Below are 22693 nucleotides of genomic sequence, written 5' to 3'. Positions count from 1 at the left end.
GTCGCGCGGTCGCCGGTGACGGTGGCGTGCTGCTCGGGGAGGCCGACGGCCTCGAGGGCAGGGGTGGCGACGGAAGGCACCCACGAGGCGCGAAGCTGGCGGCCGCGGCCGTCAACCAGGCCAGCGTCTGGAACATCGCCAATCTGCTGACCATGCTCCGGCTCGTCCTGGTGCCGGCCTTCGTCGCGCTGATGCTCGCCGACGGCGGATACGACCCGGCCTGGCGCTCGCTGGCCTGGGCGGCCTTCGCCATCGCCATGATCACCGACCTGTTCGACGGCCATCTCGCCCGGACGTACAACCTCGTCACGGACTTCGGGAAGATCGCCGACCCCATCGCCGACAAGGCGATCATGGGGGCGGCGCTGATCTGCCTGTCCGCGCTCGGCGATCTGCCCTGGTGGGTCACCGGCGTCATCCTCGGCCGGGAACTCGGCGTCACCCTGCTGCGATTCTGGGTCATCCGGTACGGCGTCATCCCCGCCAGCCGCGGCGGGAAGCTGAAGACCCTCACCCAGGGCGTGGCCGTCGGGATGTACGTGCTGGCGCTGACGGGCTGGCTGGCCACCCTGAGGTGGTGGGTGATGGCCGCGGCGGTCGTGCTCACCGTGGTGACCGGCCTCGACTATGTGAAACAGGCCATTGTGCTGCGCCGGCGGGGAGTCGCCGAGCGCAAGGCTGCGTTGGAGGAGACGGAAGCGTGAGTTCCACGGCCACCGACGTGGTGCGACTACTCACGGTGAGGGGCGGGACGCTCGCTGTCGCGGAGTCCTTGACGGGTGGCCTCGTGGCCGCGGAGATCACATCGGTCCCCGGGGCGTCCAAGGTCTTCAGAGGCTCGGTGACCGCCTACGCCACCGACCTCAAGCACGAGCTGCTCGGCGTCGACGCCACTCTGCTGGCGGCACAGGGAGCGGTGGATCCGCAGGTCGCGGCCCAGATGGCGGCGGGCGTGCGCGCGGCGCTCGGTGCGGACTGGGGGATTGCGACCACCGGAGTCGCGGGCCCGGAGCCGCAGGACGGCCGGCCCGTCGGGACGGTCTACGTCGCCGTGGACGGGCCCTCCGGACAGGATTTCGGTTCTGCCCGCGGCGGAAAAGTGGAGGGTCTGCGGTTGAACGGCCACCGCGAGGAAATTCGTAGAGAGAGTGTACGGAGCGTACTCGCACTGCTCCTGCAGGAGCTCGCGGGCGAACAGACCAGGAATGAGCGGGCACAGGATACGGAACGGAACGGGGGGTTTTGATGTTTGCAGCCCTGAGTGAACACGACATCGCTCCCCGCACGGCCGCGGCGCAAGGCGGTACGGTGGGGCGTAATGGATGCGGCTACGCGGTCCGAGGAGGGAGCCACCGATGATTCTGCTCCGTCGCCTGCTGGGTGACGTGCTGCGTCGGCAGCGCCAGCGCCAGGGCCGTACTCTGCGCGAAGTCTCCTCGTCCGCCCGAGTCTCACTCGGCTATCTCTCCGAGGTGGAGCGGGGGCAGAAGGAGGCTTCCTCCGAGCTGCTCTCCGCCATCTGCGACGCGCTGGACGTACGGATGTCCGAGCTCATGCGGGAAGTGAGCGACGAGCTCGCCCTCGCCGAGCTGGCCCAGTCTGCTGCGGCCACCCCCAGCGAGCCTGTGCCCACACCGGTACGACCCATGCTGGGTTCCGTCTCGGTGACCGGTGTGCCACCGGAACGGGTGACCATCAAGGCGCCTGCCGAGGCGGTGGACGTCGTCGCCGCGTGAGGCTCCACGCTCACACGGCATGATCGAGGCCCCGGTCGGGCTTCTCCGGAGATTCGGAGGGGCACCGGTCCGGGGTTTTCGCTTGCGCGGGGAGCGGTGAGGTCCGGGGTGCGCCTCGCCGGACGTCGACGCGGGCGCCGGGCGTCGAACGTCGGACGCCGGGCCTGCCGGCTGCCGGCCGCCTGCTGTCCGGTTTGTCTGCGTTTGCCGGTGGGGCGTGGGGCGGTCATCGTTGAGGGGATGGCGGGGGCCGTTCTCGGAGGTGCGGATGTACGTCGTGAAGAGCCCGTTGTCGGACGCGAACCTGAAGACCGTGTCCGAGGCACTGCAGGGCGCCCTGGTCGACCTGGTGGACCTCGCCCTCGTGGCGAAGCAGATCCATTGGAACGTGGTGGGGCCGCGCTTCCGTTCCGTGCACCTTCAGCTCGACGAGGTCGTCGACACCGCACGCACCTACTCCGACACCGTGGCGGAGCGGGCCGCGGCCCTGGGCATCTCGCCCGACGGGCGGGCGGCGACCGTGGCCGTCGGCAGCGGCATCGGCGTCACCCCGGAGGGCTGGGTCGACGACACCACCGCGGTGGGGACGCTGGTCGAGGCGCTGGGCGCGGTGATCGCGCGGATGCGGGAGCGGATCGAGACGACCGGCGAGCCCGACCCCGTGAGCCAGGACATCTTCATCGGGATGACAGCGGCCCTGGAGAAGCATCACTGGATGTTCCAGGCCGAGAACGGGTGAACCGGGCGGGCGCCACGGTGGGTGCCGGGCCGGGCGAGCCGTGGGGGCCCTGTGGGGCGTACGGGCCGCGGGGTGCGTGTGGGCCCGGCGGGTGGGACATGGCTGGCGCCGTTCGGCGTGCAGGGGTGCGTTCAGGGGTGCGCGGCGCGTCGGGGCGTACCCGGGGTGCGCCGCCGCCCGCCGTCCGAGGAATGCGCGGTGGTCGCCGTCCGGGTGTGGGGCGGGGGTGGGGGTCGTGACAGGCATAGCACGCTGGGGGATGCGCGGTACCGCGCTCGGCTTCGGTGCGCTGTGGTGGTGGGCGGTGCTGCGGTTGGTGACGGACTCCGAGGCCGGGCTGCTGGAGGCGGCGGTCGCCGCCGGGGGTTGGGGGCTGAGCGTGCTGCCGGTGCACTGCGTGCCGAAGCGGCGGGCACCGGGGACCGTGGCTGCCGGGCGCAGGCGGGGTGGGTGGGCGACTGCGCGGCGACGGGCGGACGCGCGGCGGGGATGAGTTTCACGCGCGGCGGGGGTGAGTCCACGTGCGGCGGGGATGAGTCCAGGCGCGCTAGGGGTGAAGTCCGTGCACGGCGGGGTTGAGTCCACGCGCGGCAGGGGTGAGTCCGCGCACGGCGGGGGTGAGTCCGCGCACGGCGGGGGTGAGTCCTGTTGTCGGGGCCGTCGTGTGGTGCGTGGAGGTGCCGGCGGCTTCGAGCGGAACCGGGGATCCGCGGCGCGTACGGCACACGCCGTCACATGGTGTGGCTGCGCCTGCGGGCGGGGGAGGGGGCCGGGGACGGGCCCGGCTGGCAGGTGGGGCACCAGTACGTGGGGCGTTCCCGTGAGCCGTCGCCCTGGTCGGCGAGCCTGATCGGGGTGCCGCAGCGCAGGCAGGGGCGGCGGGCCCGGCCATAGACGTAGAGGTCTTGGCCGCGGCGGCCCGTGGTGACGCGGATCGGGCGGTCGCGGTTGAACTCCAGCAGCTTCTTGGCCAGCTCGGGCAGGTGCGCGGCTCGGTCGGCGGGCAGATCCCCGACCGGGAGCCAGGGGGTGACGCCGAGGAGGAAGCACATCTCGCACTTGAACACGTTGCCGATACCGGCGAGGTTGCGCTGGTCGAGCAGGGCCTCGCCGAGGGCGCGCGCCGGATCTCGGAGGACGTTGGCGAGGGCGCGGTCGGGGTCCCAGTCGGGGCCCAGCAGGTCGGGGCCGAGGTGGCCCACGGCGCGGGACTCGTCGGCGGTGCGCAGCAGTTCCAGGACGGGCAGGCGATAGCCGACGGCCGTGCGCTCCGTGGTGCCGAGGATCGCGCGAATCTGGTGCCCCGGCCCGCCGGTCCAGCGGCGGCCGTTCTCGTAGATCTTCCAGGCGCCGTCCATCCGCAGGTGTGAGTGGAGGGTCAGCCCGCCCTCGATGCGAGTGAGGAGGTGCTTGCCGCGGGGCGTGACGTCGAGGACCGTGCGGCCGGTGAGGTCGGCCGTGGCGAAGCGGGGCACCCGGAGGTCGCTGCGGGTCAGCACCCTGCCCGCGAGGGCGTCGTGCAGCCGCCTCGCGGCCTGCCAGACCGTGTCACCTTCGGGCATGGTTCAAGAGTCGCACGCCGGCCGGGGATCAAACCCTCAGCCGCAGACCGCGGGGCGTCGCGATGAAGCCCGCTCCTTCCAGCAGGGCGCCGATGGGGGACGTGAGGGCCTGGGCGCCGTTGACGCGCTCCACGGTGACCGTGCCGAGGGAGCCGGCCCGGGCGGCAGCGGCGAGCGCCTCCGCCGCGATGCGCAGACGTGGATCGTCGGTGGGTGCGCCGTCCGGGTCGGCGGCCCAGGCGAGCAGGGTCTTGCCGCCGCGCTCCATGTAGAGCGTCAGCTCACCCTCGACCAGCACCACCAGGGAGCCGGCCTTCCGGCCGGGCTTGTGCCCGGCGCCGGTCGGCGGCTCGGGCCAGGGCAGGGCGGCGCCGTACGCGTTCGCCGGGTCGGCGGCGGCCAGGACGACGGCAGGGGACGCGTCGGAACGGTCGCGGCGGGCGGAGAACCCGGATCCGTACGGACTCCCGCCGCCGTTGTGCCAGGGCGGTGTGTCCTGGGCCGGGTGGTCGCGCGGGGACACCCACTCGTCCCGGGCGCGGGGGGAGGCGCCGAACGGGGCGTCCGGGAAGTCGGCGGCGGGGAAGCCGCCGAGGCCCGGGTGAGCGGTGTGGTCGCCGGCGGGCGGCGCGGCGGGGTCGTCCGGGCCGGCGAAGTCGTGGGCGGCGAACTCGTCCTGGCCGGTCCCCGCGGGCGGGGCGGGCAGGCCGTCGCCCCGGTCTCGGGCGTTGGACACCGCGCGCAGCCGGTCCACGGCGCCGTCCATCGCGAACTGGGCGGCGCCGAGCCCCTCCACCACATAACCGCGGCGGGCCTGGCCGCTGTCCTCGAAGACCGACAGGACGCGGTACGTCGCCGAGAAGCCGCCCTCGACGCCCTCCGCGGCGACCGCGCCCCTGGTCACGACGCCGTGCCGGTCGAGCAGGGTGCGGGCAAGGGCGTGGGCCCGGACCGTCGGGTCCGGCTCGTGGGCGGGAAGCAGGGACCAGCGGCCGGCGACCGTCGGCGGGCCGGACCGGGACGCGGTCCGGGCGGCGGCGGTCAGGGAGCCGTAGCGGCCGCGCGGGACGGCGCGCTTGGCGCGGTGGGCCGTGGACCCGGCGGTGCGGCCCGAGCCGAGCAGGGAGCGCATGGGGGTGAGTGTGTCGTTGGTCAGACGGCCCGACCAGGCCAGGTCCCACAGGGCGTCGGCGAGCTGCTGGTCGCCCGCCTCGGGGTGGGTGGTGGCCCGGACCTGGTCGGCGATCTGCCGGAAGAACAGGCCGTAGCCGCCGGAGAGGGTGTCCAGGACCGACTGGTGCAGGGCGGTCAGCTCCAGGGGGTGCGGGGGCGGCAGGAGCAGCGGGGCCGCGTCCGCCAGGTAGAGGGAGACCCAGCCGTCCTTGCCGGGCAGGGAGCCCGCCCCGGCCCAGACGATCTCCCCGGCTGCGGTCAGCTCGTCCAGCATGGCCGGTGTGTAGTTCACGACCCGGGACGGCAGGACGAGCTTCTCCAGCGCGGACGCGGGCACGGACGCGCCCTGCAACTGCTCGACGGCGCGCACCAGCCCGTCGATGCCGCGCAGCGCGTGACCCTTGCCGATGTGCTGCCACTGGGGGAGGAACTGGGCGAGCGCGGGCGGCGGCACCGGCTCGAGCTCGTGGCGCAGGGCGGCCAGGGAGCGGCGGCGCAGGCGGCGCAGCACGGCCGCGTCGCACCACTCCTGGCCGATGCCGGCCGGATGGAACTCCCCCTGGACGACCCGGCCCGCCGCGGCGAGCCGTTGCAGGGCACCCTCGGTGACGGCCACGCCCAGACCGAAGCGGGCCGCCGCCGTGGCGGAGGTGAACGGGCCGTGGGTGCGGGCGTAGCGGGCGAGGAGATCGCCCAGGGGGTCCTTGACGGGCTCGGTGAAGGCCTCCGGGACGCCGACGGGCAGGGCCGTGCCCAGGGCGTCGCGCAGACGGCCCGCGTCCTCGATGCCCGCCCAGTGGTCGGCTCCGGCGATCCTGACGCGGATGGCCCGGCGCGCACCGGCGAGTTCCTGCGCCCACTCGGGTTCGGCGCCCCGCTCGGCGAGCTCCGCGTCCGTGAGCGGACCCAGCATGCGGAGCAGGTCCGCGACGCCCTCGGCGTCCTTGACCCGGCGGTCCTCGGTGAGCCACTGCAGCTCACGCTCCAGCTCGGTCAGGACCTCCGCGTCGAGCAGTTCGCGCAGTTCCGCCTGACCGAGCAGCTCGGCCAGCAGGCGCGAGTCCAGCGACAGGGCGGCGGCCCGGCGCTCGGCGAGCGGGGAGTCGCCCTCGTAGAGGAACTGGGCGACGTAGCCGAACAGCAGGGAGCGGGCGAAGGGGGACGGCTCGGGGGTGGTCACCTCGACGAGCCGGACCTTGCGGGACTCCAGATCGCCCATCAGCTCGACGAGGCCGGGCACGTCGAAGACGTCCTGAAGGCACTCGCGGACCGCTTCCAGGACGATCGGGAAGGAGCCGAACTCGCTCGCCACCTGCAACAGCTGGGACGCGCGCTGCCGCTGCTGCCACAGCGGGGTGCGCTTGCCCGGGTTGCGGCGCGGCAGCAGCAGCGCGCGGGCGGCGCACTCGCGGAACCGGGAGGCGAAGAGCGCCGAGCTGCCCACCTGGTCGGTGACGACCTGATCGACCTCGCCCTTGTCGAAGACGACGTCGGCGGCGCTCACGGGTGCCTGCTCCGCGTCGTACTCCCGGCCCGTTTTCACCGGTTCTTGGGCGAGCAGGTCCAGGCCCATCAGGTCGGCGTCCGGCAGGCGCAGCACGATGCCGTCGTCGGCGTGCATGACCTGGGCGTCCATGCCGTACCGCTCGGACAGCTTGGCGCCGAGCGCGAGCGCCCAGGGGGCGTGCACCTGGGCGCCGAAGGGGGAGTGCACCACCACGCGCCAGTCGCCGAGCTCGTCACGGAACCGCTCCACGACGATCGTCCGGTCGTCCGGGACGTGGCCGCACGCCTCGCGCTGCTCGGCCAGGTAGGAGAGCACGTTGTCGGCCGCCCAGGCGTCCAGTCCGGCGGCGAGCAGGCGCAGCCGGGCGTCCTCCGCGGACAGCGAGCCGACTTCGCGCAGGAACGCGCCCACCGCCCGGCCCAGCTCCAGCGGGCGGCCCAGCTGGTCGCCCTTCCAGAAGGGCAGCCGGCCCGGGACACCAGGGGCGGGTGAGACCAGCACGCGGTCGCGGGTGACGTCCTCGATGCGCCAGGAGCTGGTGCCCAGGGTGAAGACGTCACCGACGCGGGACTCGTAGACCATCTCCTCGTCGAGCTCGCCGACCCGGCCGCCGCCCTTCTTCGGGTCGGAGCCCGCGAGGAAGACGCCGAACAGACCGCGGTCGGGGATCGTGCCGCCGGAGGTGACGGCCAGGCGCTGGGCGCCGGGACGGCCGGTGATCTCACCGGTGACGCGGTCCCACACCACGCGCGGGCGAAGCTCCGCGAAGGCGTCGGACGGGTAGCGGCCCGCCAGCATGTCGAGGACCGCGGTGAACGCGGACTCGGGCAGCGAGGCGAAGGGGGCCGCCCGGCGGACGGCGGCGAGGAGGTCGTCGAACTGCCAGGTGTCCAGGGACGTCATGGCGACGATCTGCTGGGCCAGGACGTCCAGCGGGTTGGCGGGCACCCGGAGGGATTCGATGGCGCCGGTCCGCATGCGCTCGGTCACCACGGCCGCCTGGACCAGGTCGCCGCGGTACTTGGGGAAGACGACTCCGGTGGAGACCGCCCCCACCTGATGGCCCGCCCGGCCCACGCGCTGCAGGCCGGAGGCCACCGAGGGCGGCGACTCGACCTGGACCACGAGGTCGACCGCGCCCATGTCGATGCCCAGTTCGAGGCTTGACGTGGCCACCACCGCCGGCAGGCGGCCCGCCTTCAGGTCCTCCTCGACGAGGGCGCGCTGCTCCTTGGACACCGATCCGTGGTGCGCCCGGGCGATGACCTGCGGCGCGCCCTGGGCGGCCCCCGAGCCGCCCATGAGCGCGGCGGGGGAGTGGTGCTCCTCGAGGGGCTCACCCGTGGCCCGCTCGTAGGCGATCTCGTTCAGGCGGTTGCACAGGCGCTCCGCGAGGCGGCGGGAGTTCGCGAAGACGATCGTGGAGCGGTGCGACTGGACGAGGTCGGTGATCCGCTCCTCCACGTGCGGCCAGATCGAGGGCCGCTCGGCGCCCTCCTGGCCGTCGGCCACCGGGGAGCCGCCCAGCTCGGCCAGGTCCTCGACCGGGACCACCACGGACAGGTCGAACTCCTTGCCCGACTCGGGCTGGACGATCTCCACCTTGCGGCGCGGAGAGAGGAAGCGGGCCACCTCGTCGACCGGCCGGACGGTCGCCGACAGGCCGATGCGCCGGGCCGGCCTGGGCAGGAGCTCGTCCAGCCGCTCCAGGGAGAGGGCGAGGTGGGCGCCGCGCTTGGTGCCGGCGACCGCGTGCACCTCGTCGAGGATCACCGTCTCGACACCGGCCAGCGCGTCGCGGGTGGCCGACGTCAGCATCAGGAACAGCGACTCCGGCGTCGTGATCAGGATGTCCGGGGGGCGGGTCGCCAGGGCACGGCGCTCGGCGGGCGGGGTGTCGCCCGAGCGGATACCGACCTTCACCTCGGGCTCGGGCAGGCCCAGGCGCACGGACTCCTGACGGATGCCGGTCAGCGGACTGCGGAGGTTGCGCTCCACGTCCACGGCCAGCGCCTTCAGGGGCGAGACGTACAGCACGCGGCAGCGCTTCCTGGGATCGGCCGGAGGGGGCGTCGACGCCAGCTGGTCCAGGGCCGCCAGGAAGGCCGCCAGCGTCTTGCCCGAGCCGGTGGGGGCGACGACCAGCACGTCCGAGCCTTCGTGGATGGCCTGCCAGGCCCCCGCCTGGGCCGTGGTGGGCGCGGAGAAGGCGCCCGTGAACCAGGCGCGGGTCGCGGGGGAGAAGCCGTCCAGGGGTCCGGGTGCAGTGCTGGCCATGCGTCCATCGTGCACCCCGCCACTGACATCCGGCCGGACACGGACCGGCGGGGTCCGGCGTCCGGTCCCCGGGCACCCGGACAATGGTCATATGAACGAGCGCGCGCGGCACTGGCAGTACGAAGAGCTGCCCGGGGTCGACCTGCTGCGGGCCCGGTACGTCCGGAAGACCTTCGTGCGGCACACGCACGAGAACTTCGTGATCGCCGCCATCGCGGACGGGGTGGAGGTCTTCCACCACGGCGGCGGCGACCAGTACGCGGGCGCCGGGGCCCTGGCGCTGGTCAATCCCGACACGCCGCACACCGGGCGGGCCGGCGTGCCCGAGGGCTGGCGGTACGGAGCGGTGTACCCGTCTCCCGACGTCGTCGCGGAGATCGCCGCCGAGACCACGTCACTGCGCGGGACACCGGGCTTCGTGAGCCCGGTGGTGGACGACCCGTACGCCGTGGGGCTGGTGCATCAGGTGCTGCGGGCGGCCGACGAGGGCAACGCGCTCGCCGCGGACACCCTGCTGCGGGTCGCCGTGACCAGGCTGCTGCGGCTCAACGGGGGACCGCTGCCGCAACGCGAGGTGCGTACCGCCGGGGCCCGTATCGCGGCACGCGCGCGTGGGGTGCTGGAGGAACGCATGGCACGACCGCCGAGCCTGGAGCGCCTGGCAGCCGACCTCGGAACGAGCCCCTTCGCCCTGCTGCGGGCCTTCCGGGACACCTACGGGATGCCGCCCCACACCTGGCTCACCGACGCGCGCGTGCGCCGGGCCCGGGCCCTGCTCGACCTGGGAACGGCGCCCTCGGAGGTCGCCGTGGCCGTGGGCTTCACCGACCAGCCGCACCTGAACCGGCACTTCGGCCGCATCGTCGGCGTGCCGCCGGGCGCGTACCAGCGGGAGCGCAAGAACGTACAAGACGTGCGCTGACCCTCGCCCGTACCGTGCGGGGTGTGGTGGATCGAACGACTCTCGAAGACACGAGGACCGACGGGAAGACGGCGGACCGGGCCGTCGTACGGGACGCGCTGGGCGTCGGAGTGGCCGTCGGGCTGTCCGGGTTCGCCTTCGGCGTGACCTCGGCCGGCAGCGGACTCACCCTGGCGCAGACCTGCGCGCTCAGCCTCCTGGTGTTCACCGGGGCCTCGCAGTTCGCCCTGGTGGGTGCCCTCGCGGCCGGCGGCGCCCCCTTCACGGCCGCGGCCGGGGCCTTCTTCCTCGGCGTCCGCAACGCCTTCTACGGCCTGCGCCTGTCCCAGGTGCTGGCCCTCCCGCGCGCGGTGCGGCCGTTCGCCGCCCAGTGGGTGATCGACGAGACGGCGGCCGTCGCGCTGGCGCAGCGCACACGCCGCGGGGCGCGCCTGGGCTTCGTGGTGACGGGCCTGACCCTGTACGTCCTGTGGAACCTCACCACCTTGCTCGGTGCTCTCGGTGCCGAGGCCATCGGGGACACCGACGCGTGGGGGCTGGACGCGGCGGGACCGGCGGTGTTCCTGGCCCTGCTCGCGCCGATGCTCAAGAGCGGCGCGGAGCGCGCCGTCGCCGCACTCGCCGTCCTGCTCGGCCTCGGACTGCTGCCCGTGCTGCCCGCCGGCGTCCCGGTCCTGCTGGCCGCGCTCGCGGCGCCCCTGGTGCTGTGGGCGAGCGGCCGCCGCACGGGACGCGGGCCCGACGGGGAACAGGGCCGCGACCAGTCGCAGGGGGCGGTGCTGTGAACGTCTGGATCGCCATCGGCGTGACCGTCCTCGGGTGCTACGCCGTCAAGCTGGCCGGGCTCCTGGTGCCCGCGCACGCCCTGGAGCGGCCTGTCGTCAAGCGGCTGGCCGCCCTGCTGCCCGTGGCTCTGCTCGCCGCCCTCACGGCCCAGCAGACCTTCGCCGAGGGGCAGACGCTGGTCCTGGACGCCCGGGCCGCAGGGGTGGGCGCCGCCGCCGTCGCACTGCTGCTGCGCGCGCCGTTCCTCCTCGTCGTCGCGGCGGCCGTCGTCGTGACGGCGGGCGTACGGGCCCTGGGCGGCTGATCAGGCGATGCGGCGGCCGTACGCGCCGAGCGTGCGCAGCGCCTCGATCGTCACCAGGGGACGGGCCTCCAGGGCGGGAGCGGGTGCCCAGTGCCGCCACCGCACCGGCCACCCGCCGTCGTCCCGCTGCTGCGCCGCGAGATGGTCCAGCGAGCGGTCCATCTCCTCGTCGGTGAACCACGCGCGCGCGAGCGAGTGCGGGCTCCGCGCGTAGTCGTAGGCGAAATGGTGCTCGCCCGGCGCGTAGCCCGGGGAGACCGGGTACGCGTCCGGGTCCTCCGGGTCGAGCGCCGCCAGGCGGTGTTCCCGCACCAGCCGGCCCAGCCGGTCGGCGGCCGCCTGCGCGCGGGGACGGTCGGGGACGGAGTCAAGGAAGGCCACCGCGGCCTGGACCTCGTACGGGTGCGACTTCTCCAGGGACTCCACCGCCTGCCAGCAGAAGTCCGTGGCCCTGAAGAGCCACGCGTGCCACACCTCGTTGCGGTGCAGCAGACCGACCACCGGCCCGGTCGCCAGGAGGTCTCCGGGCGGATCGTCCACGACCGTCACGAAGGGCGCCGCCGGGAAGCCCTGCTGACTCGGGTGCACCGCCGGGAGCGCACCGTCCGCTGTGGAGACGGACGTCAGATAGCGGCACAGGCGTTCCACACGCTGCCCGGCGCAGCGTCCCACGGCGTCCAGGACGCGCAGCGCGTGGGCGGCGTGCAACGGCTGGCTGACCGGGCCGCGCAGATCCGGCTCCAGGGCGTGGCCGTACCCGCCGTCCTCGTTGCGGTAGGCCTCCAGCGCCGCCTCCACCGGCTCGGCCGGAGCGCCCCGGAAGCGGTGGGCGAACAGGCGCTGCTCGAGCACGCGCGCGGTGAGCCAGACGAACCGCTCCGCGCGCGTGACGGGGCTGTGCGCCGGGACGGTCGGGGGGAGTGCGGACGCTCCGGTATCGGCCATGGGACGACCGTAGGGCGCAACACGGCGCCGGGTGGCGGTCCCGGCTCAGGCCCACCCGCAGGGGCGGGATACTGGAGTCATGCGGTTGACGGTCTTCTGGCAGCGGATGGCGGAGCACTTCGGTGCGGGCTACGCCGACACCTTCGCGCGCGACCACGTGATGTCGGAGCTCGGCGGGCGCACGGTGAACGAGGCGCTGGACGCCGGCTGGGACGCCAAGGACGTGTGGCAGGTGGTCTGCACGGTGATGGACGTGCCACGGGAGCGCCGCTGACCCGGCTGAGGGGTGACCGGGGGGAGCGGCTCGGACGGCCTCCCGGGAAGCCGGACGGTACCGGCGGTGCGGGGGCGCAGTGACCCGCCGGGAACGAAGATCGCAGGCGGGCAGACGGCTGTCGGTGGTGTGTACGAGACTTGGTCCGTGGCACCCACTGACGAGTCCGGGCAGGCAGCCCTCCAGTCCTCCGCGTCCGGTACGACGCCGCCGTCCGACCGGGCCCCGGCCGGCACGGCCGGTCCGAGCGGCCGCATGCCGCGCTGGCTGCCGCGCGCCCTGGTGCTCGCGCTCGCCCTGGTCGCCGCGTTCCAGCTCGGCAGCTGGGCCTTCCACCAGCTCACCGGGCTGCTGATCAACATCCTCATCGCGTTCTTCCTGGCGCTCGCCATCGAGCCCGCGGTGGGCTGGATGGCCGCGCGCGGCATGCGCAGGGGGTTCGCCGCGTTCGTCGTCTTCATCGGCGTGCTGATCGTGGCGGCCGGCTTCGTCACGCTGCTCGGATCGATGCTGGCGGGCCAGATCATCAGGATGGTCGAAGGCTTCCCCGACTACCTCGACTCCGTCATCAACTGGGTCAACGCCCACTTCAAGACCGATCTGAAGCGCGTCGACATCCAGGAGGGTCTGCTCCGCTCCGACTGGCTGCGCAACTACGTGCAGAACAGCGCCACGGGCGTCCTGGACGTGTCCGCCCAGGTCATCGGAGGCCTGTTCCAGCTGCTGACGATCGCGCTCTTCTCGTTCTACTTCGCGGCCGACGGCCCGCGGCTGCGCCGCACGATCTGCTCCGTCCTGCCGCCCGCCCGCCAGGCCGAGGTGCTGCGCGCGTGGGAGATCGCCGTCGACAAGACCGGCGGCTACATCTACTCGCGCGGTCTGATGGCCCTGGTCTCCGGAGTGGCGCACTTCGTGCTGCTCCAGGCCCTGGACGTGCCCTACGCGCCCGTGCTCGCCGTGTGGGTGGGACTGGTCTCGCAGTTCATCCCCACCATCGGCACGTACCTCGCCGGCGCCCTTCCGATGCTGATCGCGTTCACGGTCGACCCCTGGTACGCGCTGTGGGTGCTGATCTTCGTCGTGGTCTACCAGCAGTTCGAGAACTACGTGCTGCAGCCCAAGCTCACGTCCAAGACCGTCGACATCCACCCCGCCGTCGCCTTCGGCTCCGTCATCGCCGGCACCGCCCTGCTCGGCGCGGTCGGCGCCCTGATCGCCATTCCCGCCGTCGCCACGCTGCAGGCCTTCCTGGGCGCGTACGTGAAGCGCTACGACGTCACGGACGACCCGCGGGTGCAGGGGCATCGCTGGCGCAGCGAGGGGCCGGGTCTGCTCGTGCGCGCCAGGGGACTGTGGGGGACGCGGCGCCGCACGGGGGCGGAACGACATGACGACGAGGGCACCGGAGGGGACTCCTCCTGACGCCGCGTCCTCGGCTGCGGGCCCGCATCCGGCTGTGTGGGACGCACGGCACGCATGGGACGCATGGGACGCACTGGATGCGCGGGATGCCGGGCATGCCTGGGGTAGACGCGGGGGACGCCCCGGTGCGACGCCGGAGAACACGACATGCGGGTGCCGCGTGGTGCGCTTGACACCAAAATCGAACATCCATTCTTATGGGGTGCGCCGGCAGGGCTCAACGGCGGGCGTTTCGACGTAGTTTGGGTGGAGAAGTGCCCGCGTTATCCACAGGCCGGACGTGCGTCAGGACGCATTGTCAGTGGCAGGCGTTAGCGTCATTGACGTGAAGCGATCGACTCAAGCAAATCGGGTGGAACCCATGGCAGGAACCGACCGCGAGAAGGCGCTGGATGCCGCTCTCGCACAGATTGAACGGCAATTCGGCAAGGGCGCGGTCATGCGCATGGGCGAGCGGTCCAAGGAGCCCATCGAGGTCATCTCGACCGGCTCCACCGCCCTGGACGTGGCTCTCGGCGTGGGCGGCCTCCCGCGCGGCCGCGTCGTGGAGATCTACGGACCGGAGTCCTCCGGTAAGACCACCCTCACCCTGCACGCGGTGGCGAACGCGCAGAAGGCCGGAGGCCAGGTCGCCTTCGTCGACGCGGAGCACGCCCTCGACCCCGAGTACGCGAAGAAGCTCGGCGTCGACATCGACAACCTCATCCTCTCCCAGCCCGACAACGGCGAGCAGGCCCTGGAGATCGTGGACATGCTGGTCCGCTCCGGCGCCCTCGACCTCATCGTCATCGACTCCGTCGCCGCGCTCGTCCCGCGCGCGGAGATCGAGGGCGAGATGGGCGACAGCCACGTCGGTCTGCAGGCCCGGCTCATGAGCCAGGCCCTGCGGAAGATCACCAGCGCGCTCAACCAGTCCAAGACCACCGCCATCTTCATCAACCAGCTCCGCGAGAAGATCGGCGTCATGTTCGGCTCCCCGGAGACCACGACCGGTGGCCGCGCGCTGAAGTTCTACGCCTCGGTGCGCATCGACATCCGCCGCATCGAGACCCTGAAGGACGGCACCGAGGCGGTCGGCAACCGCACCCGCTGCAAGGTCGTCAAGAACAAGGTCGCGCCGCCCTTCAAGCAGGCCGAGTTCGACATCCTCTACGGCCAGGGCATCAGCCGCGAGGGCGGTCTGATCGACATGGGCGTGGAGCACGGCTTCGTCCGTAAGGCCGGCGCCTGGTACACGTACGAGGGCGACCAGCTCGGCCAGGGCAAGGAGAACGCGCGCAACTTCCTGAAGGACAACCCCGACCTGGCCAACGAGATCGAGAAGAAGATCAAGGAGAAGCTGGGCGTCGGCGTGCGCCCGGAGGAGCCGGCCGCCGCCGAGCCGGGCACCGACACCGCGGTCTCCGCCCCGGCCGAGACGCCGGCCGTTCCCGCCCCGGCAGCGGCGAAGACCAGCAAGTCCAAGGCCGCCGCAGCCAAGAGCTGACCCGTGACACGACGAACCGACTGGGCGGAGTACGAGTACGCCGCCTCCGGTGCCCCCCGGGGGAGGGGCACCGGAGGCGACATCGGCTCGGCCGGGGACGCGGAGCACGGGTACGGGAGTGCGCCCTTCGGGGACGACGAGTCGCACGGGGGCGGCGGGGGCGGCTCGCCCGAGGGAGGCTCTCCTCGGGGTGGCTCGCGTGACGGCGGGCCGCGCGGCCGGCGAGGGCGTCGCCGGCGCGGCTTCGGCGAGACGGCCGGTGCCGAGGACGAAGGCGCCCCCTCCTCTTCGAGGGCAGAGCAGGGGGCGCCTCCGGCGGACCCGGTCGAGCAGGCTCGGGCGATCTGCCTGCGCCTGCTCACCGGGACTCCGCGGACCCGCAAGCAGCTCGCCGACGCCCTGCGCAAGCGGCAGATCCCGGACGAGGCGGCCGAGGAGGTGCTGTCGCGGTTCGAAGAGGTCGGCCTCATCAACGACAGCGCCTTCGCGGACGCCTGGGTCGAGTCCCGTCACCACGGCCGGGGCCTGGCCCGGCGCGCCCTCGCCAGGGAACTGCGCACCAAGGGCGTCGACGCGACCCTCATCGACGAGGCCGTCTCCCAACTGGACTCCGAGCAGGAGGAGGCGACCGCCCGCGAGCTGGTCGCCCGCAAACTCCGCTCCACCCAGGGCCTCGACCGCGACAAGCGGCTCCGCCGCCTCGCCGGCATGCTCGCCCGCAAGGGCTACCCGGAGGGCATGGCCCTGAGAGTGGTCCGGCAGGCACTGGAGGAGGAGGGGCAGGACACGGAGTTCCTGGGAGGCGAGGAGTACTGAGCGCCGTCAGGCGCAGCAGGACGTGGACATGGCGCTGCCGCCTCTCCTCTGCCGCCCGCCACTCCCGCTCGGTGCCGGGCATCACGGAGAGCCCGAGCAAACAGAGGGCCCGGGTGGGGGCGGGTCACTCCACCGGTAGCCCGGCCTCCCTCCAGGCCTGGAAGCCACCGACCAGGTCGGTGGCCCGGTGCAGACCCAGCTGATGCAGGGAGTGGGCCGCCAGGCTGGAGGCGTAGCCCTCGTTGCAGAAGACGACGATGCGCAGATCGTGACTCGTCGCCTCGGGAAGGCGGTGGGAGCCCTGCGGATCGAGACGCCACTCCAGTTCGTTGCGCTCGACGACAACCGCGCCCGGGACGAGACCGTCCCGCTCACGCAGGGCCGCGTAGCGGATGTCGATTAGCAGCGCGTCCCCCGCCCGGGCCTCCTCGTACGCCTCCTGCGGCGCGATGCGTGCGTAACCGGCGCGCACCCGCTCCAAGAGCTCGTCGATCCCCACGGGCGGCTGTGCGCGGCCGGCACTTTCCGGGGCACTCACTGCCAGTCCTCCGGTCGTTCGACCTGCTCGAGTCGCAGCACGGGGCCACTTCGACTGTAGCGGCGGATCTGCGGCAGGGGCGGGTAGTAGGCGTGGACGGAGATCGCATGCCGGTCGGTGGACTCGTTCAGCACCTCGTGCACATGGTGCCGGCCGAAGGCGCGGCCCTGGCCGGCGCCCAGCCGTCGCTCCCGGTCCACGCCCTCGCTGAGCTCGAGCGTCTTCCAGCCGTCGGTGGGCAGCCGGGCGGCGAGCGAGTTCTCCCTGAGTTCACCCGAGGCGGTCAGGAAGGCGCCGACGGAGTCGGCGTGGTCGTGCCAGCCGGTGCCCGTGCCCGGCGGCCAGCCGATCAGCCAGGCCTCGCTGCCGCCGGGGCCGTCGAGTCGCACCCACGTACGACCCTCGGGGTCGAGCGGCAGGGAGGAGATGAGCTCGCTGTCGGCGGCCGTCCGCCGCACGAAGTCGTAGAGGTCGGCCTGACTGGGAGCCGAACCGGAGGGGTTAGCGGAAGGGAACGCAGAAGGTGATGCGGAAGGGGACGCAGAGGGGGATACAGACACGGGTGCCGTCCTGAAGTCCTGGTGAGGGTTCGCGAAGGGCGCGGCAGCCGACGCGAAGGGGCCGCGGCGCGCGCAGCGAGAGGGAAAGTGCGAAGTCAGCAGGACGGGCGACACACGCAGCCCGCATAGCGGACGAGGTCCATATGGACCCTCCGCCACAGGCGCACACAGGTGTCGGTCACGCACCGGAGTACACCACGGCCGCCCAAGCCGGTCAACTCACTGTCACCATGCGGACGCACGGTGACAGTGAGCACGTCGGAGGCGGTGCCGTGTCAGGGCGCCCCGACGGAGGCGCCGGCCCCGGCCCGGGCGTTCACCGGTCCGCCCACGGCGGCCTCCGCCGCGGCGTACAGATCGGCGGGGCGCACTCCGCTCAGCGCGGTGACGAGATGGCCGTCGGGGCGCACCAGCAGGACCGTGTGGGCGGCCGCACCCGGGTAGGCCTCGGCGACCAGCAGTTCGGCCGGGTGCGGGAGCGCCGTCACGGCCGCCGCGAGCCGGGGCATGAGGCCGGCCTTGGCCCAGTGCTTGCGCTCCCACACACCGGTGCCGGGCGCGATCAGCACCACGAGCAGCGCGCCCCGGCCGAGCCGGTCCCGCAGCCGCACGAAGGTGCCGTCCTCCGCGGTGACCCGCACGTCGGTGACGGGCGCCCCGGGCGCCGTGTCCACGGGGGTCTCGCCCTCCAGATCGCGCGGCGCGAGCGGGGAGTCGCCGTACGCACCCGGCGCGCCCAGCTGGCCGTGCCCGAGATGTCCTTCGGTGAGGAGCGTGTCGTGGCCCTTGGACGAGCCGGGCACGTAGGAACGCAGTCCTCCGCCGCCGCGCAGCACCGGCAGCGCCTGGTCGGCGGCGCGCAACCGGGCGGCGACGACTGCCCTGCGCTCGGCCTGGTAGCTGTCCAGGAGGGCCTCGTGCGGACCGTGGTGCCAGGATACGGCCAGTTTCCAGGCGAGGTTGTCGGCGTCGCGCAGACCCTCGTCGAGACCGTGCGTGCCCAGGGCGCCGAGCAGGTGGGCCGCGTCCCCGGCGAGGAAGACGCGGTCGGCGCGCCAGCGCCGGGCCAGGCGGTGGTGGACCGTGTGGACACCGGTGTCCAGCAGCTCGTACGGCGGGACCGTGCCGCCCGACCAGCCGGCCAGGGTCTCGCGGATACGGTTCAGCAGTAGCTCCGGGGTGACCAGGTCCTTGCCGGGGGGCAGCAGCCAGTCCAGGCGCCATACGCCGTCCGGCAGCGGACGGGCGGTGACCTCACCGGCCGAGGGGCCCGACATGCGCCAGGGCGGCATGCGGTGCAGCAACGCCTCGTCGTGCCAGGGCAGTTCCGTCCGCAGCGCGGCGACGGCGTGACGTTCCACCGCCGTACGGCCCGGGAAGCGGATGTCCTGGAGCTTGCGCACGGTCGAGCGGGGGCCGTCGCAGCCCACCAGATAACTGCCCCGCCACCAGGTGCCCTTGGGGCCGCGGGTGTGGGCCGTGACGCCCGACGGCTCCTGCTCCAGCGCGTCGAGCCGGCTCTCCACCGCGATCTTGACGAGCCGTTCGTCCGCGAGGGCCTCGCGCAGGGCACCGGTCAGGACGTGCTGGGCGATGTGCAGGGGGGAGGGCAGCGGGGAGGGCTCGGGGCCGTCGAAGACGACCTCGCGCATCACCTGCTTGCGCCGCATCGACCGCCATCCGGCCCAATGCGCGCCGAGGCGTGACAGGGGGACACCGGAGAGCCGTTCCATCAGGGCGGCGGTGTCCTCGCGCAGGACGACGGTCCGCGCGGCACGGGGTTCGTCCTTGCCCGGGCCCTCGTCGAGGACCACGCACGGCACCTCCTGCCGTGCCAGCGCCAGGGCGAGCGTGAGCCCCACGGGCCCCGCTCCGACGACGATCACCGGATCCACGACGCGGCGCCCCCTGCCCGTGGTGTTGTCCTGGAAGACGTAGGCGAACACGAAGGTGGAGCAGGGTGCACGATCACAGAACGTATGCAACCTATTGCGGGTGCTTGCGTCAAGTGACCGGCGGGTGGTGGCGATCATGCTGCCGCATCGTGAGCAACAGGCCGCGCCTTCGTCATCAACGGCCCCCGCGCCCGGTCGAGGGTCATAGCCGGGGCCGCGGACGGCGATGGCCCGCCGGTTCCCCGGCGGGCCATCGTGCGCACATGGGCGGGCTGTCAGATCGTGCCGCCGGCCCCCGTGCCGTAGCTGCCGCCCACCTCGGCCGCGTTGAGGTCGTCGACCTTGTCCGCACCGAGGACGGCTCCCGAACTCCGCTTGCTCCGGCGCAGCCTCTTCTCCAGCCATGAGGCGAAGGACGTGAGCATGAAGTTCAGGATGATGAAGATGATTCCCACCACGATGAAGCTGGGAATGACGTTCGCATAGTTGGCTGCGAGGGTGCTTCGGGTGTTGAGCAGCTCGGTGAACCCCAGCATCACGCCACCCAGTGCGGTGTCCTTCACGATGACGACCAGCTGGCTCACGATCGCGGGCAGCATGGCAGTGACCGCCTGCGGCAGCAGGATGCTCGACATCGTCTGACTCTTGCGCAGGCCGATCGCCATGGCGGCTTCGGACTGCCCCTTGGGCAGGGACTGGATGCCCGCGCGTACGATTTCGGCCAGGACCGAGGCGTTGTACAGCACCAGGCCGGTCACTACGGCGTACAGGGGCCGCTCGTCGCTGGGGATGCCCGTGGAGCGGACGTACAGCTCGTTGGCGAACAGCATCAGCAGCAGGACCGGGATCGCCCGGAAGAACTCGACGACCGCGCCCACCGGGATGCGTACCCAGCGGTGATCCGACATGCGTGCGATGCCCAGGGCGGCGCCCAGCGGAAGGGCGATCACCATCGACAGGGCCGCGGCCTTCAGCGTGTCGGCCAGACCGGGAAGCAGATACGTCGTCCACGCCTCGGAGGTGGTGAACGGCTTCCACAGGGCCCAGTTCAGCTGCCCCTTGTCGTCCAGCGTCCGCCAGACCCACCACAGGAGCAGGGCGAGCAGGACGGAGAAGACGACCGTGAAGATCACATTCCGCCGCTTGGCCTTCGGACCAGGGGTGTCGTAGAGAACGGAGGTCATCGCTTTACCGCCAGTCGCTTGCTCAGCCAACCGAGGAAGAGGCCAGTGGGCAGGGTCAGTACCACGAAACCGAAGGCGAAGACCGCGCCGATGAGCACTGTCTGAGCTTCGTTCTCGATCATTTCCTTCATCAGGAGAGCAGCCTCCGCCACGCCGATCGTGGCTGCCACCGTCGTGTTCTTGGTCAACGCGATCAGCACGTTGGCCAGCGGTCCGATCACCGAACGGAACGCCTGGGGCAAGATGATGAGCCTCAGCACCTGACTGAAGCTGAGTCCGATGGCTCGTGCTGCTTCGGCCTGTCCGACCGGCACGGTGTTGATGCCGGAGCGGATGGCCTCGCAGACGAACGCAGCGGTGTAGGCGACGAGCCCCAGTACCGCCAGCCGGAAGTACTTGAGGTCGAAGTCGTCCGGCGCGCCCATCGTCACGCCGAAGATGTCGGCAAGGCCGAGCGACGCGAAGACGATGATGACCGTCAGCGGAATGTTCCGGACGATGTTCACGTAGGCCGTGCCGAAGCCGCGCATCAGCGGAACCGGGCTGACCCGCATAGCCGCCAGGATGGTGCCCCAGATCAGCGAACCGATGGCCGAGAAGACGGTGAGCTGGATGGTGACCCAGAAAGCGCCCAGCAGGGTCGGGTCGTCATAGTCTGAAAGAAAGTCGAACACGATCTCCCGCGCTTCCGGGTGTGTGGCGTAGGGGGCGGACGTGGCGCGCCGCCGTCAGAGCAGCGACGGCGGCGCGTCTGTGGATCCCCGCAATGACTGCGGGGAGCCTGCGTCGGCGGAGTTCCGCGTTACTGGACGATCTGGCCGATCTTCGGGGCGGGCTCGTTCTTGTAGTTCGCCGGGCCGAAGTTGTCCTGAACGGCCTTCTCCCAGGCGCCGTCCTTGACCATCTTCTCCAGGGCGGCGTTGACCTTGTCCAGGGTCGCCTTGTCGCCCTTCTTGACGCCCACGCCGTAGTTCTCGTTGCTGAGCTTCAGGCCGGCGAGCTTGAACTGACCCTTGTACTGGTCCTGCGCGGCGTAGCCGGCGAGGATCGAGTCATCGGTGGTCAGGGCGTCCACGGAACCGCTCTGCAGGGCGGAGAGGCACTCGGAGTACCCACCGCGCTGGCTGAGCTGGGCCTTCGGGGCGAAGTCCTTCTTGACGTTCTGGGCGGAGGTCGAACCGGTGACCGAGCACAGCTTCTTGTCGTTGAGGTCCGTCGCCTTGGTGATGTCCGAGTCCTTCTTCACCAGCAGGTCCTGGTGGGCCAGCAGGTACGGACCGGCGAAGTCGACCTTCTGCTTGCGCTCGTCGGTGATCGAGTACGTGGCGGCGATCAGCTTCACGTCACCGCGGGACAGCGCGTTCTCGCGGTCGGCGCTCTTCGTCTCGACCCACTCGATCTGGTCGGGCTTGTAGCCGAGCTCCTTGGCCACGTAGGTCGCGACGTCCACGTCGAAACCGGAGAAGGAACCGTCGGGCTCCTTCAGGCCCAGACCGGGCTGGTCGTACTTGATGCCGATCTTGATCGTCTTGCCGCCGCCGGAGCTGTTCGAGTCACCGCCGTCGTCACCACCACAGGCTGTGGCGGTGAGAGCGAGGACGAGAGCCGTGGCGGCCGCGGCGGAGACCTTGCGGAGCTTCATCGTGAACATCCTTTGCCGTGAAGAGAAAGAACCGTCGTTACGGGTGAGGCGTGGCGTCGCCGGAGCAACGCGCGCGCCTAGTGGTGCAGGATCTTCGACAGGAAGTCCTTGGCACGGTCGCTGCGCGGGTTGCTGAAGAACTGGTCGGGCGCAGCCTCCTCGACGATTCGGCCGTCCGCCATGAACACCACGCGGTTTGCAGCCGATCGTGCGAAACCCATCTCGTGGGTGACGACGATCATCGTCATGCCGTCGCGGGCGAGCTGCTGCATGACCTCCAGCACCTCGTTGATCATCTCGGGGTCGAGCGCGGAGGTCGGCTCGTCGAAGAGCATGACCTTCGGCTCCATGGCCAGCGCCCGCGCGATCGCCACGCGCTGCTGCTGGCCGCCGGAGAGCTGTGCCGGGTACTTGTCGGCCTGCGCGGCCACACCGACCCGGTCGAGCAGGGAGCGGGCCCGGTCCTCGGCCGCCTTCTTGTCCTTCTTGCGGACCTTGATCTGGCCGAGCATCACGTTCTCGAGCACGGTCTTGTGCGCGAAGAGGTTGAAGGACTGGAAGACCATGCCGACGTCGGCGCGCAGCCGGGCCAGCGCCTTGCCCTCGGCGGGCAGGGGCTTGCCGTCGATCGTGATCGAGCCGGAGTCGATCGTCTCCAGCCGGTTGATGGTGCGGCACAGGGTGGACTTGCCGGACCCGGAGGGTCCGATGACCACGACGACTTCACCGCGGGCGATCGTCAGGTCGATGTCCTGGAGTACGTGCAACGAGCCGAAGTGCTTGTTGACGCTCTTCAGGACGACCAGATCGCCGGTCGCGGCCACATCTTCCTTGGCCACCGATACTTCGGTCATCGCTCTCAGGCTCCGTCCTCCTCGGTTTCGGAGGACAGTAGTAACCCTCTACGACCTGCGTCATTACATCT

22 protein-coding genes and 1 pseudogene are annotated in these 22693 nt (G+C 72.0%); 12 read left to right on the top strand and 11 right to left on the bottom strand.

The window, feature by feature from the left end:
• The first annotated feature begins 26 nt into the window (after positions 1-26).
• From pgsA to ACH4C6_RS20000, 5 genes are all read left to right on the top strand, one after another.
• Entirely contained in the window at positions 27-704 is a 678-nt protein-coding gene (gene pgsA / locus ACH4C6_RS20020) for a CDP-diacylglycerol--glycerol-3-phosphate 3-phosphatidyltransferase (protein WP_398109943.1), read from the top strand.
• A complete protein-coding gene (locus ACH4C6_RS20015; RefSeq protein WP_398109911.1) occupies positions 701-1246 on the top strand; it encodes a CinA family protein in 546 nt (181 codons plus the stop codon). The genes pgsA and ACH4C6_RS20015 overlap by 4 nt, the downstream gene beginning before the upstream one ends.
• Positions 1247-1355: 109 nt before the next feature.
• On the top strand, positions 1356-1736 hold the full coding sequence (locus ACH4C6_RS20010; protein WP_003993396.1) for a helix-turn-helix domain-containing protein: 381 nt from the start codon (positions 1356-1358) through the stop codon (positions 1734-1736).
• Positions 1737-2004: 268 nt separating this feature from the next.
• Positions 2005-2475: a Dps family protein gene (locus tag ACH4C6_RS20005; protein ID WP_398109910.1), complete on the top strand. Its 471-nt coding sequence runs from the start codon at positions 2005-2007 to the stop codon at positions 2473-2475.
• A gap of 235 nt (positions 2476-2710) precedes the next feature.
• Complete coding sequence (locus ACH4C6_RS20000) at positions 2711-2968, top strand: hypothetical protein (RefSeq protein WP_398109909.1); 258 nt, start codon at positions 2711-2713, stop codon at positions 2966-2968.
• Positions 2969-3206: 238 nt separating this feature from the next.
• On the opposite strand, the gene ACH4C6_RS19995 is transcribed toward ACH4C6_RS20000, so the two are convergent.
• The gene (locus ACH4C6_RS19995) at positions 3207-4037 is read right to left on the bottom strand and encodes an Fpg/Nei family DNA glycosylase (RefSeq protein WP_398109908.1); all 831 of its coding nucleotides are present in this window, start codon (positions 4035-4037) and stop codon (positions 3207-3209) included.
• Positions 4038-4065: 28 nt separating this feature from the next.
• The gene (locus ACH4C6_RS19990; RefSeq protein WP_398109907.1) at positions 4066-8994 is read right to left on the bottom strand and encodes an ATP-dependent helicase; all 4929 of its coding nucleotides are present in this window, start codon (positions 8992-8994) and stop codon (positions 4066-4068) included.
• 91 nt (positions 8995-9085) lie between these two features.
• Between ACH4C6_RS19990 and ACH4C6_RS19985 the strand changes: the two are divergent.
• The 3 genes and pseudogenes from ACH4C6_RS19985 to ACH4C6_RS19975 all read left to right on the top strand — a co-directional run.
• A pseudogene (locus tag ACH4C6_RS19985) lies at positions 9086-10054 on the top strand (AraC family transcriptional regulator); the annotation flags it as partial.
• Complete coding sequence (locus ACH4C6_RS19980) at positions 9940-10701, top strand: AzlC family ABC transporter permease (RefSeq protein ID WP_398109906.1); 762 nt, start codon at positions 9940-9942, stop codon at positions 10699-10701. The pseudogene ACH4C6_RS19985 and the gene ACH4C6_RS19980, both read left to right, overlap by 115 nt.
• The gene (locus ACH4C6_RS19975) at positions 10698-11006 is read left to right on the top strand and encodes an AzlD domain-containing protein (RefSeq protein WP_398109905.1); all 309 of its coding nucleotides are present in this window, start codon (positions 10698-10700) and stop codon (positions 11004-11006) included. Before ACH4C6_RS19980 ends, ACH4C6_RS19975 begins: the two co-directional genes overlap by 4 nt.
• Here the strand turns inward: ACH4C6_RS19975 and ACH4C6_RS19970 are convergent, their stop codons facing one another.
• On the bottom strand, positions 11007-11951 hold the full coding sequence (locus ACH4C6_RS19970) for a hypothetical protein (RefSeq protein WP_398109904.1): 945 nt from the start codon (positions 11949-11951) through the stop codon (positions 11007-11009). It lies immediately after the preceding gene.
• A 79-nt stretch (positions 11952-12030) separates the two neighbouring features.
• Here ACH4C6_RS19970 and ACH4C6_RS19965 point away from each other — a divergent pair, with 79 nt between their 5' ends.
• The 4 genes from ACH4C6_RS19965 (at position 12031) to recX (ending at position 15949) form a co-directional block, all read left to right on the top strand.
• Positions 12031-12225 (top strand): DUF3046 domain-containing protein, encoded by a 195-nt coding sequence (locus ACH4C6_RS19965; protein WP_398109903.1) that lies wholly within the window; start codon positions 12031-12033, stop codon positions 12223-12225.
• 255 nt (positions 12226-12480) lie between these two features.
• A complete protein-coding gene (locus ACH4C6_RS19960; protein WP_398109942.1) occupies positions 12481-13647 on the top strand; it encodes an AI-2E family transporter in 1167 nt (388 codons plus the stop codon).
• Between the two features lie 361 nt (positions 13648-14008).
• Positions 14009-15133, top strand: a complete 1125-nt coding sequence (recA, locus tag ACH4C6_RS19955) for a recombinase RecA (protein ID WP_398109902.1) — start codon at positions 14009-14011, stop codon at positions 15131-15133.
• Positions 15134-15136: 3 nt separating this feature from the next.
• Positions 15137-15949, top strand: coding sequence for a recombination regulator RecX (recX, locus tag ACH4C6_RS19950; protein WP_398109901.1), 813 nt, complete (start codon positions 15137-15139; stop codon positions 15947-15949).
• Positions 15950-16073: 124 nt separating this feature from the next.
• Here recX and ACH4C6_RS19945 read toward each other — a convergent pair whose 3' ends face one another.
• From ACH4C6_RS19945 to ACH4C6_RS19910, 8 genes are all read right to left on the bottom strand, one after another.
• Complete coding sequence (locus tag ACH4C6_RS19945; RefSeq protein ID WP_398109900.1) at positions 16074-16487, bottom strand: rhodanese-like domain-containing protein; 414 nt, start codon at positions 16485-16487, stop codon at positions 16074-16076.
• Positions 16484-17047 carry a cysteine dioxygenase gene (locus ACH4C6_RS19940; protein ID WP_398109899.1) on the bottom strand — a complete coding sequence of 188 codons (564 nt, stop codon included), beginning with the start codon at positions 17045-17047 and terminating at the stop codon, positions 16484-16486. The genes ACH4C6_RS19945 and ACH4C6_RS19940 overlap by 4 nt, the downstream gene beginning before the upstream one ends.
• Before the next feature lie 95 nt (positions 17048-17142).
• On the bottom strand, positions 17143-17214 hold the full coding sequence (locus ACH4C6_RS19935; RefSeq protein WP_309544753.1) for a putative leader peptide: 72 nt from the start codon (positions 17212-17214) through the stop codon (positions 17143-17145).
• A 108-nt stretch (positions 17215-17322) separates the two neighbouring features.
• Positions 17323-18942 (bottom strand): FAD-dependent monooxygenase, encoded by a 1620-nt coding sequence (locus ACH4C6_RS19930; protein WP_398109941.1) that lies wholly within the window; start codon positions 18940-18942, stop codon positions 17323-17325.
• Positions 18943-19217: 275 nt separating this feature from the next.
• Positions 19218-20126: an amino acid ABC transporter permease gene (locus ACH4C6_RS19925; protein WP_398109898.1), complete on the bottom strand. Its 909-nt coding sequence runs from the start codon at positions 20124-20126 to the stop codon at positions 19218-19220.
• The gene (locus tag ACH4C6_RS19920) at positions 20123-20800 is read right to left on the bottom strand and encodes an amino acid ABC transporter permease (RefSeq protein WP_398109897.1); all 678 of its coding nucleotides are present in this window, start codon (positions 20798-20800) and stop codon (positions 20123-20125) included. The genes ACH4C6_RS19925 and ACH4C6_RS19920 overlap by 4 nt, the downstream gene beginning before the upstream one ends.
• Before the next feature lie 128 nt (positions 20801-20928).
• Positions 20929-21768 (bottom strand): glutamate ABC transporter substrate-binding protein, encoded by an 840-nt coding sequence (locus ACH4C6_RS19915; protein WP_398109896.1) that lies wholly within the window; start codon positions 21766-21768, stop codon positions 20929-20931.
• A 77-nt stretch (positions 21769-21845) separates the two neighbouring features.
• Positions 21846-22622, bottom strand: a complete 777-nt coding sequence (locus ACH4C6_RS19910; protein WP_398109895.1) for an amino acid ABC transporter ATP-binding protein — start codon at positions 22620-22622, stop codon at positions 21846-21848.
• Positions 22623-22693: the final 71 nt, after the last annotated feature.

This window comes from Streptomyces sp. NPDC017943 (assembly GCF_044328425.1).
Classification (GTDB): domain Bacteria; phylum Actinomycetota; class Actinomycetes; order Streptomycetales; family Streptomycetaceae; genus Streptomyces; species Streptomyces djakartensis_A.
Note: the sequence above shows the minus strand (reverse complement) of the source record. Positions and strands in the feature narration are given on the sequence as shown.

Excerpts from the sequence above, each read along its gene's own strand:
- ACH4C6_RS20010 (WP_003993396.1), top strand. The coding sequence starts at position 1,356 with ATGATTCTGCTCCGTCGCCTGCTGGGTGACGTGCTGCGTCGGCAGCGC.
- ACH4C6_RS20005 (WP_398109910.1), top strand. The coding sequence starts at position 2,005 with ATGTACGTCGTGAAGAGCCCGTTGTCGGACGCGAACCTGAAGACCGTG.
- ACH4C6_RS19995 (WP_398109908.1), bottom strand. The coding sequence starts at position 4,037 with ATGCCCGAAGGTGACACGGTCTGGCAGGCCGCGAGGCGGCTGCACGAC.
- ACH4C6_RS19990 (WP_398109907.1), bottom strand. The coding sequence starts at position 8,994 with ATGGCCAGCACTGCACCCGGACCCCTGGACGGCTTCTCCCCCGCGACC.
- ACH4C6_RS19970 (WP_398109904.1), bottom strand. The coding sequence starts at position 11,951 with ATGGCCGATACCGGAGCGTCCGCACTCCCCCCGACCGTCCCGGCGCAC.
- ACH4C6_RS19965 (WP_398109903.1), top strand. The coding sequence starts at position 12,031 with ATGCGGTTGACGGTCTTCTGGCAGCGGATGGCGGAGCACTTCGGTGCG.
- ACH4C6_RS19960 (WP_398109942.1), top strand. The coding sequence starts at position 12,481 with ATGCCGCGCTGGCTGCCGCGCGCCCTGGTGCTCGCGCTCGCCCTGGTC.
- recA (WP_398109902.1), top strand. The coding sequence starts at position 14,009 with ATGGCAGGAACCGACCGCGAGAAGGCGCTGGATGCCGCTCTCGCACAG.
- ACH4C6_RS19925 (WP_398109898.1), bottom strand. The coding sequence starts at position 20,126 with ATGACCTCCGTTCTCTACGACACCCCTGGTCCGAAGGCCAAGCGGCGG.
- ACH4C6_RS19915 (WP_398109896.1), bottom strand. The coding sequence starts at position 21,768 with ATGAAGCTCCGCAAGGTCTCCGCCGCGGCCGCCACGGCTCTCGTCCTC.
- ACH4C6_RS19910 (WP_398109895.1), bottom strand. The coding sequence starts at position 22,622 with ATGACCGAAGTATCGGTGGCCAAGGAAGATGTGGCCGCGACCGGCGAT.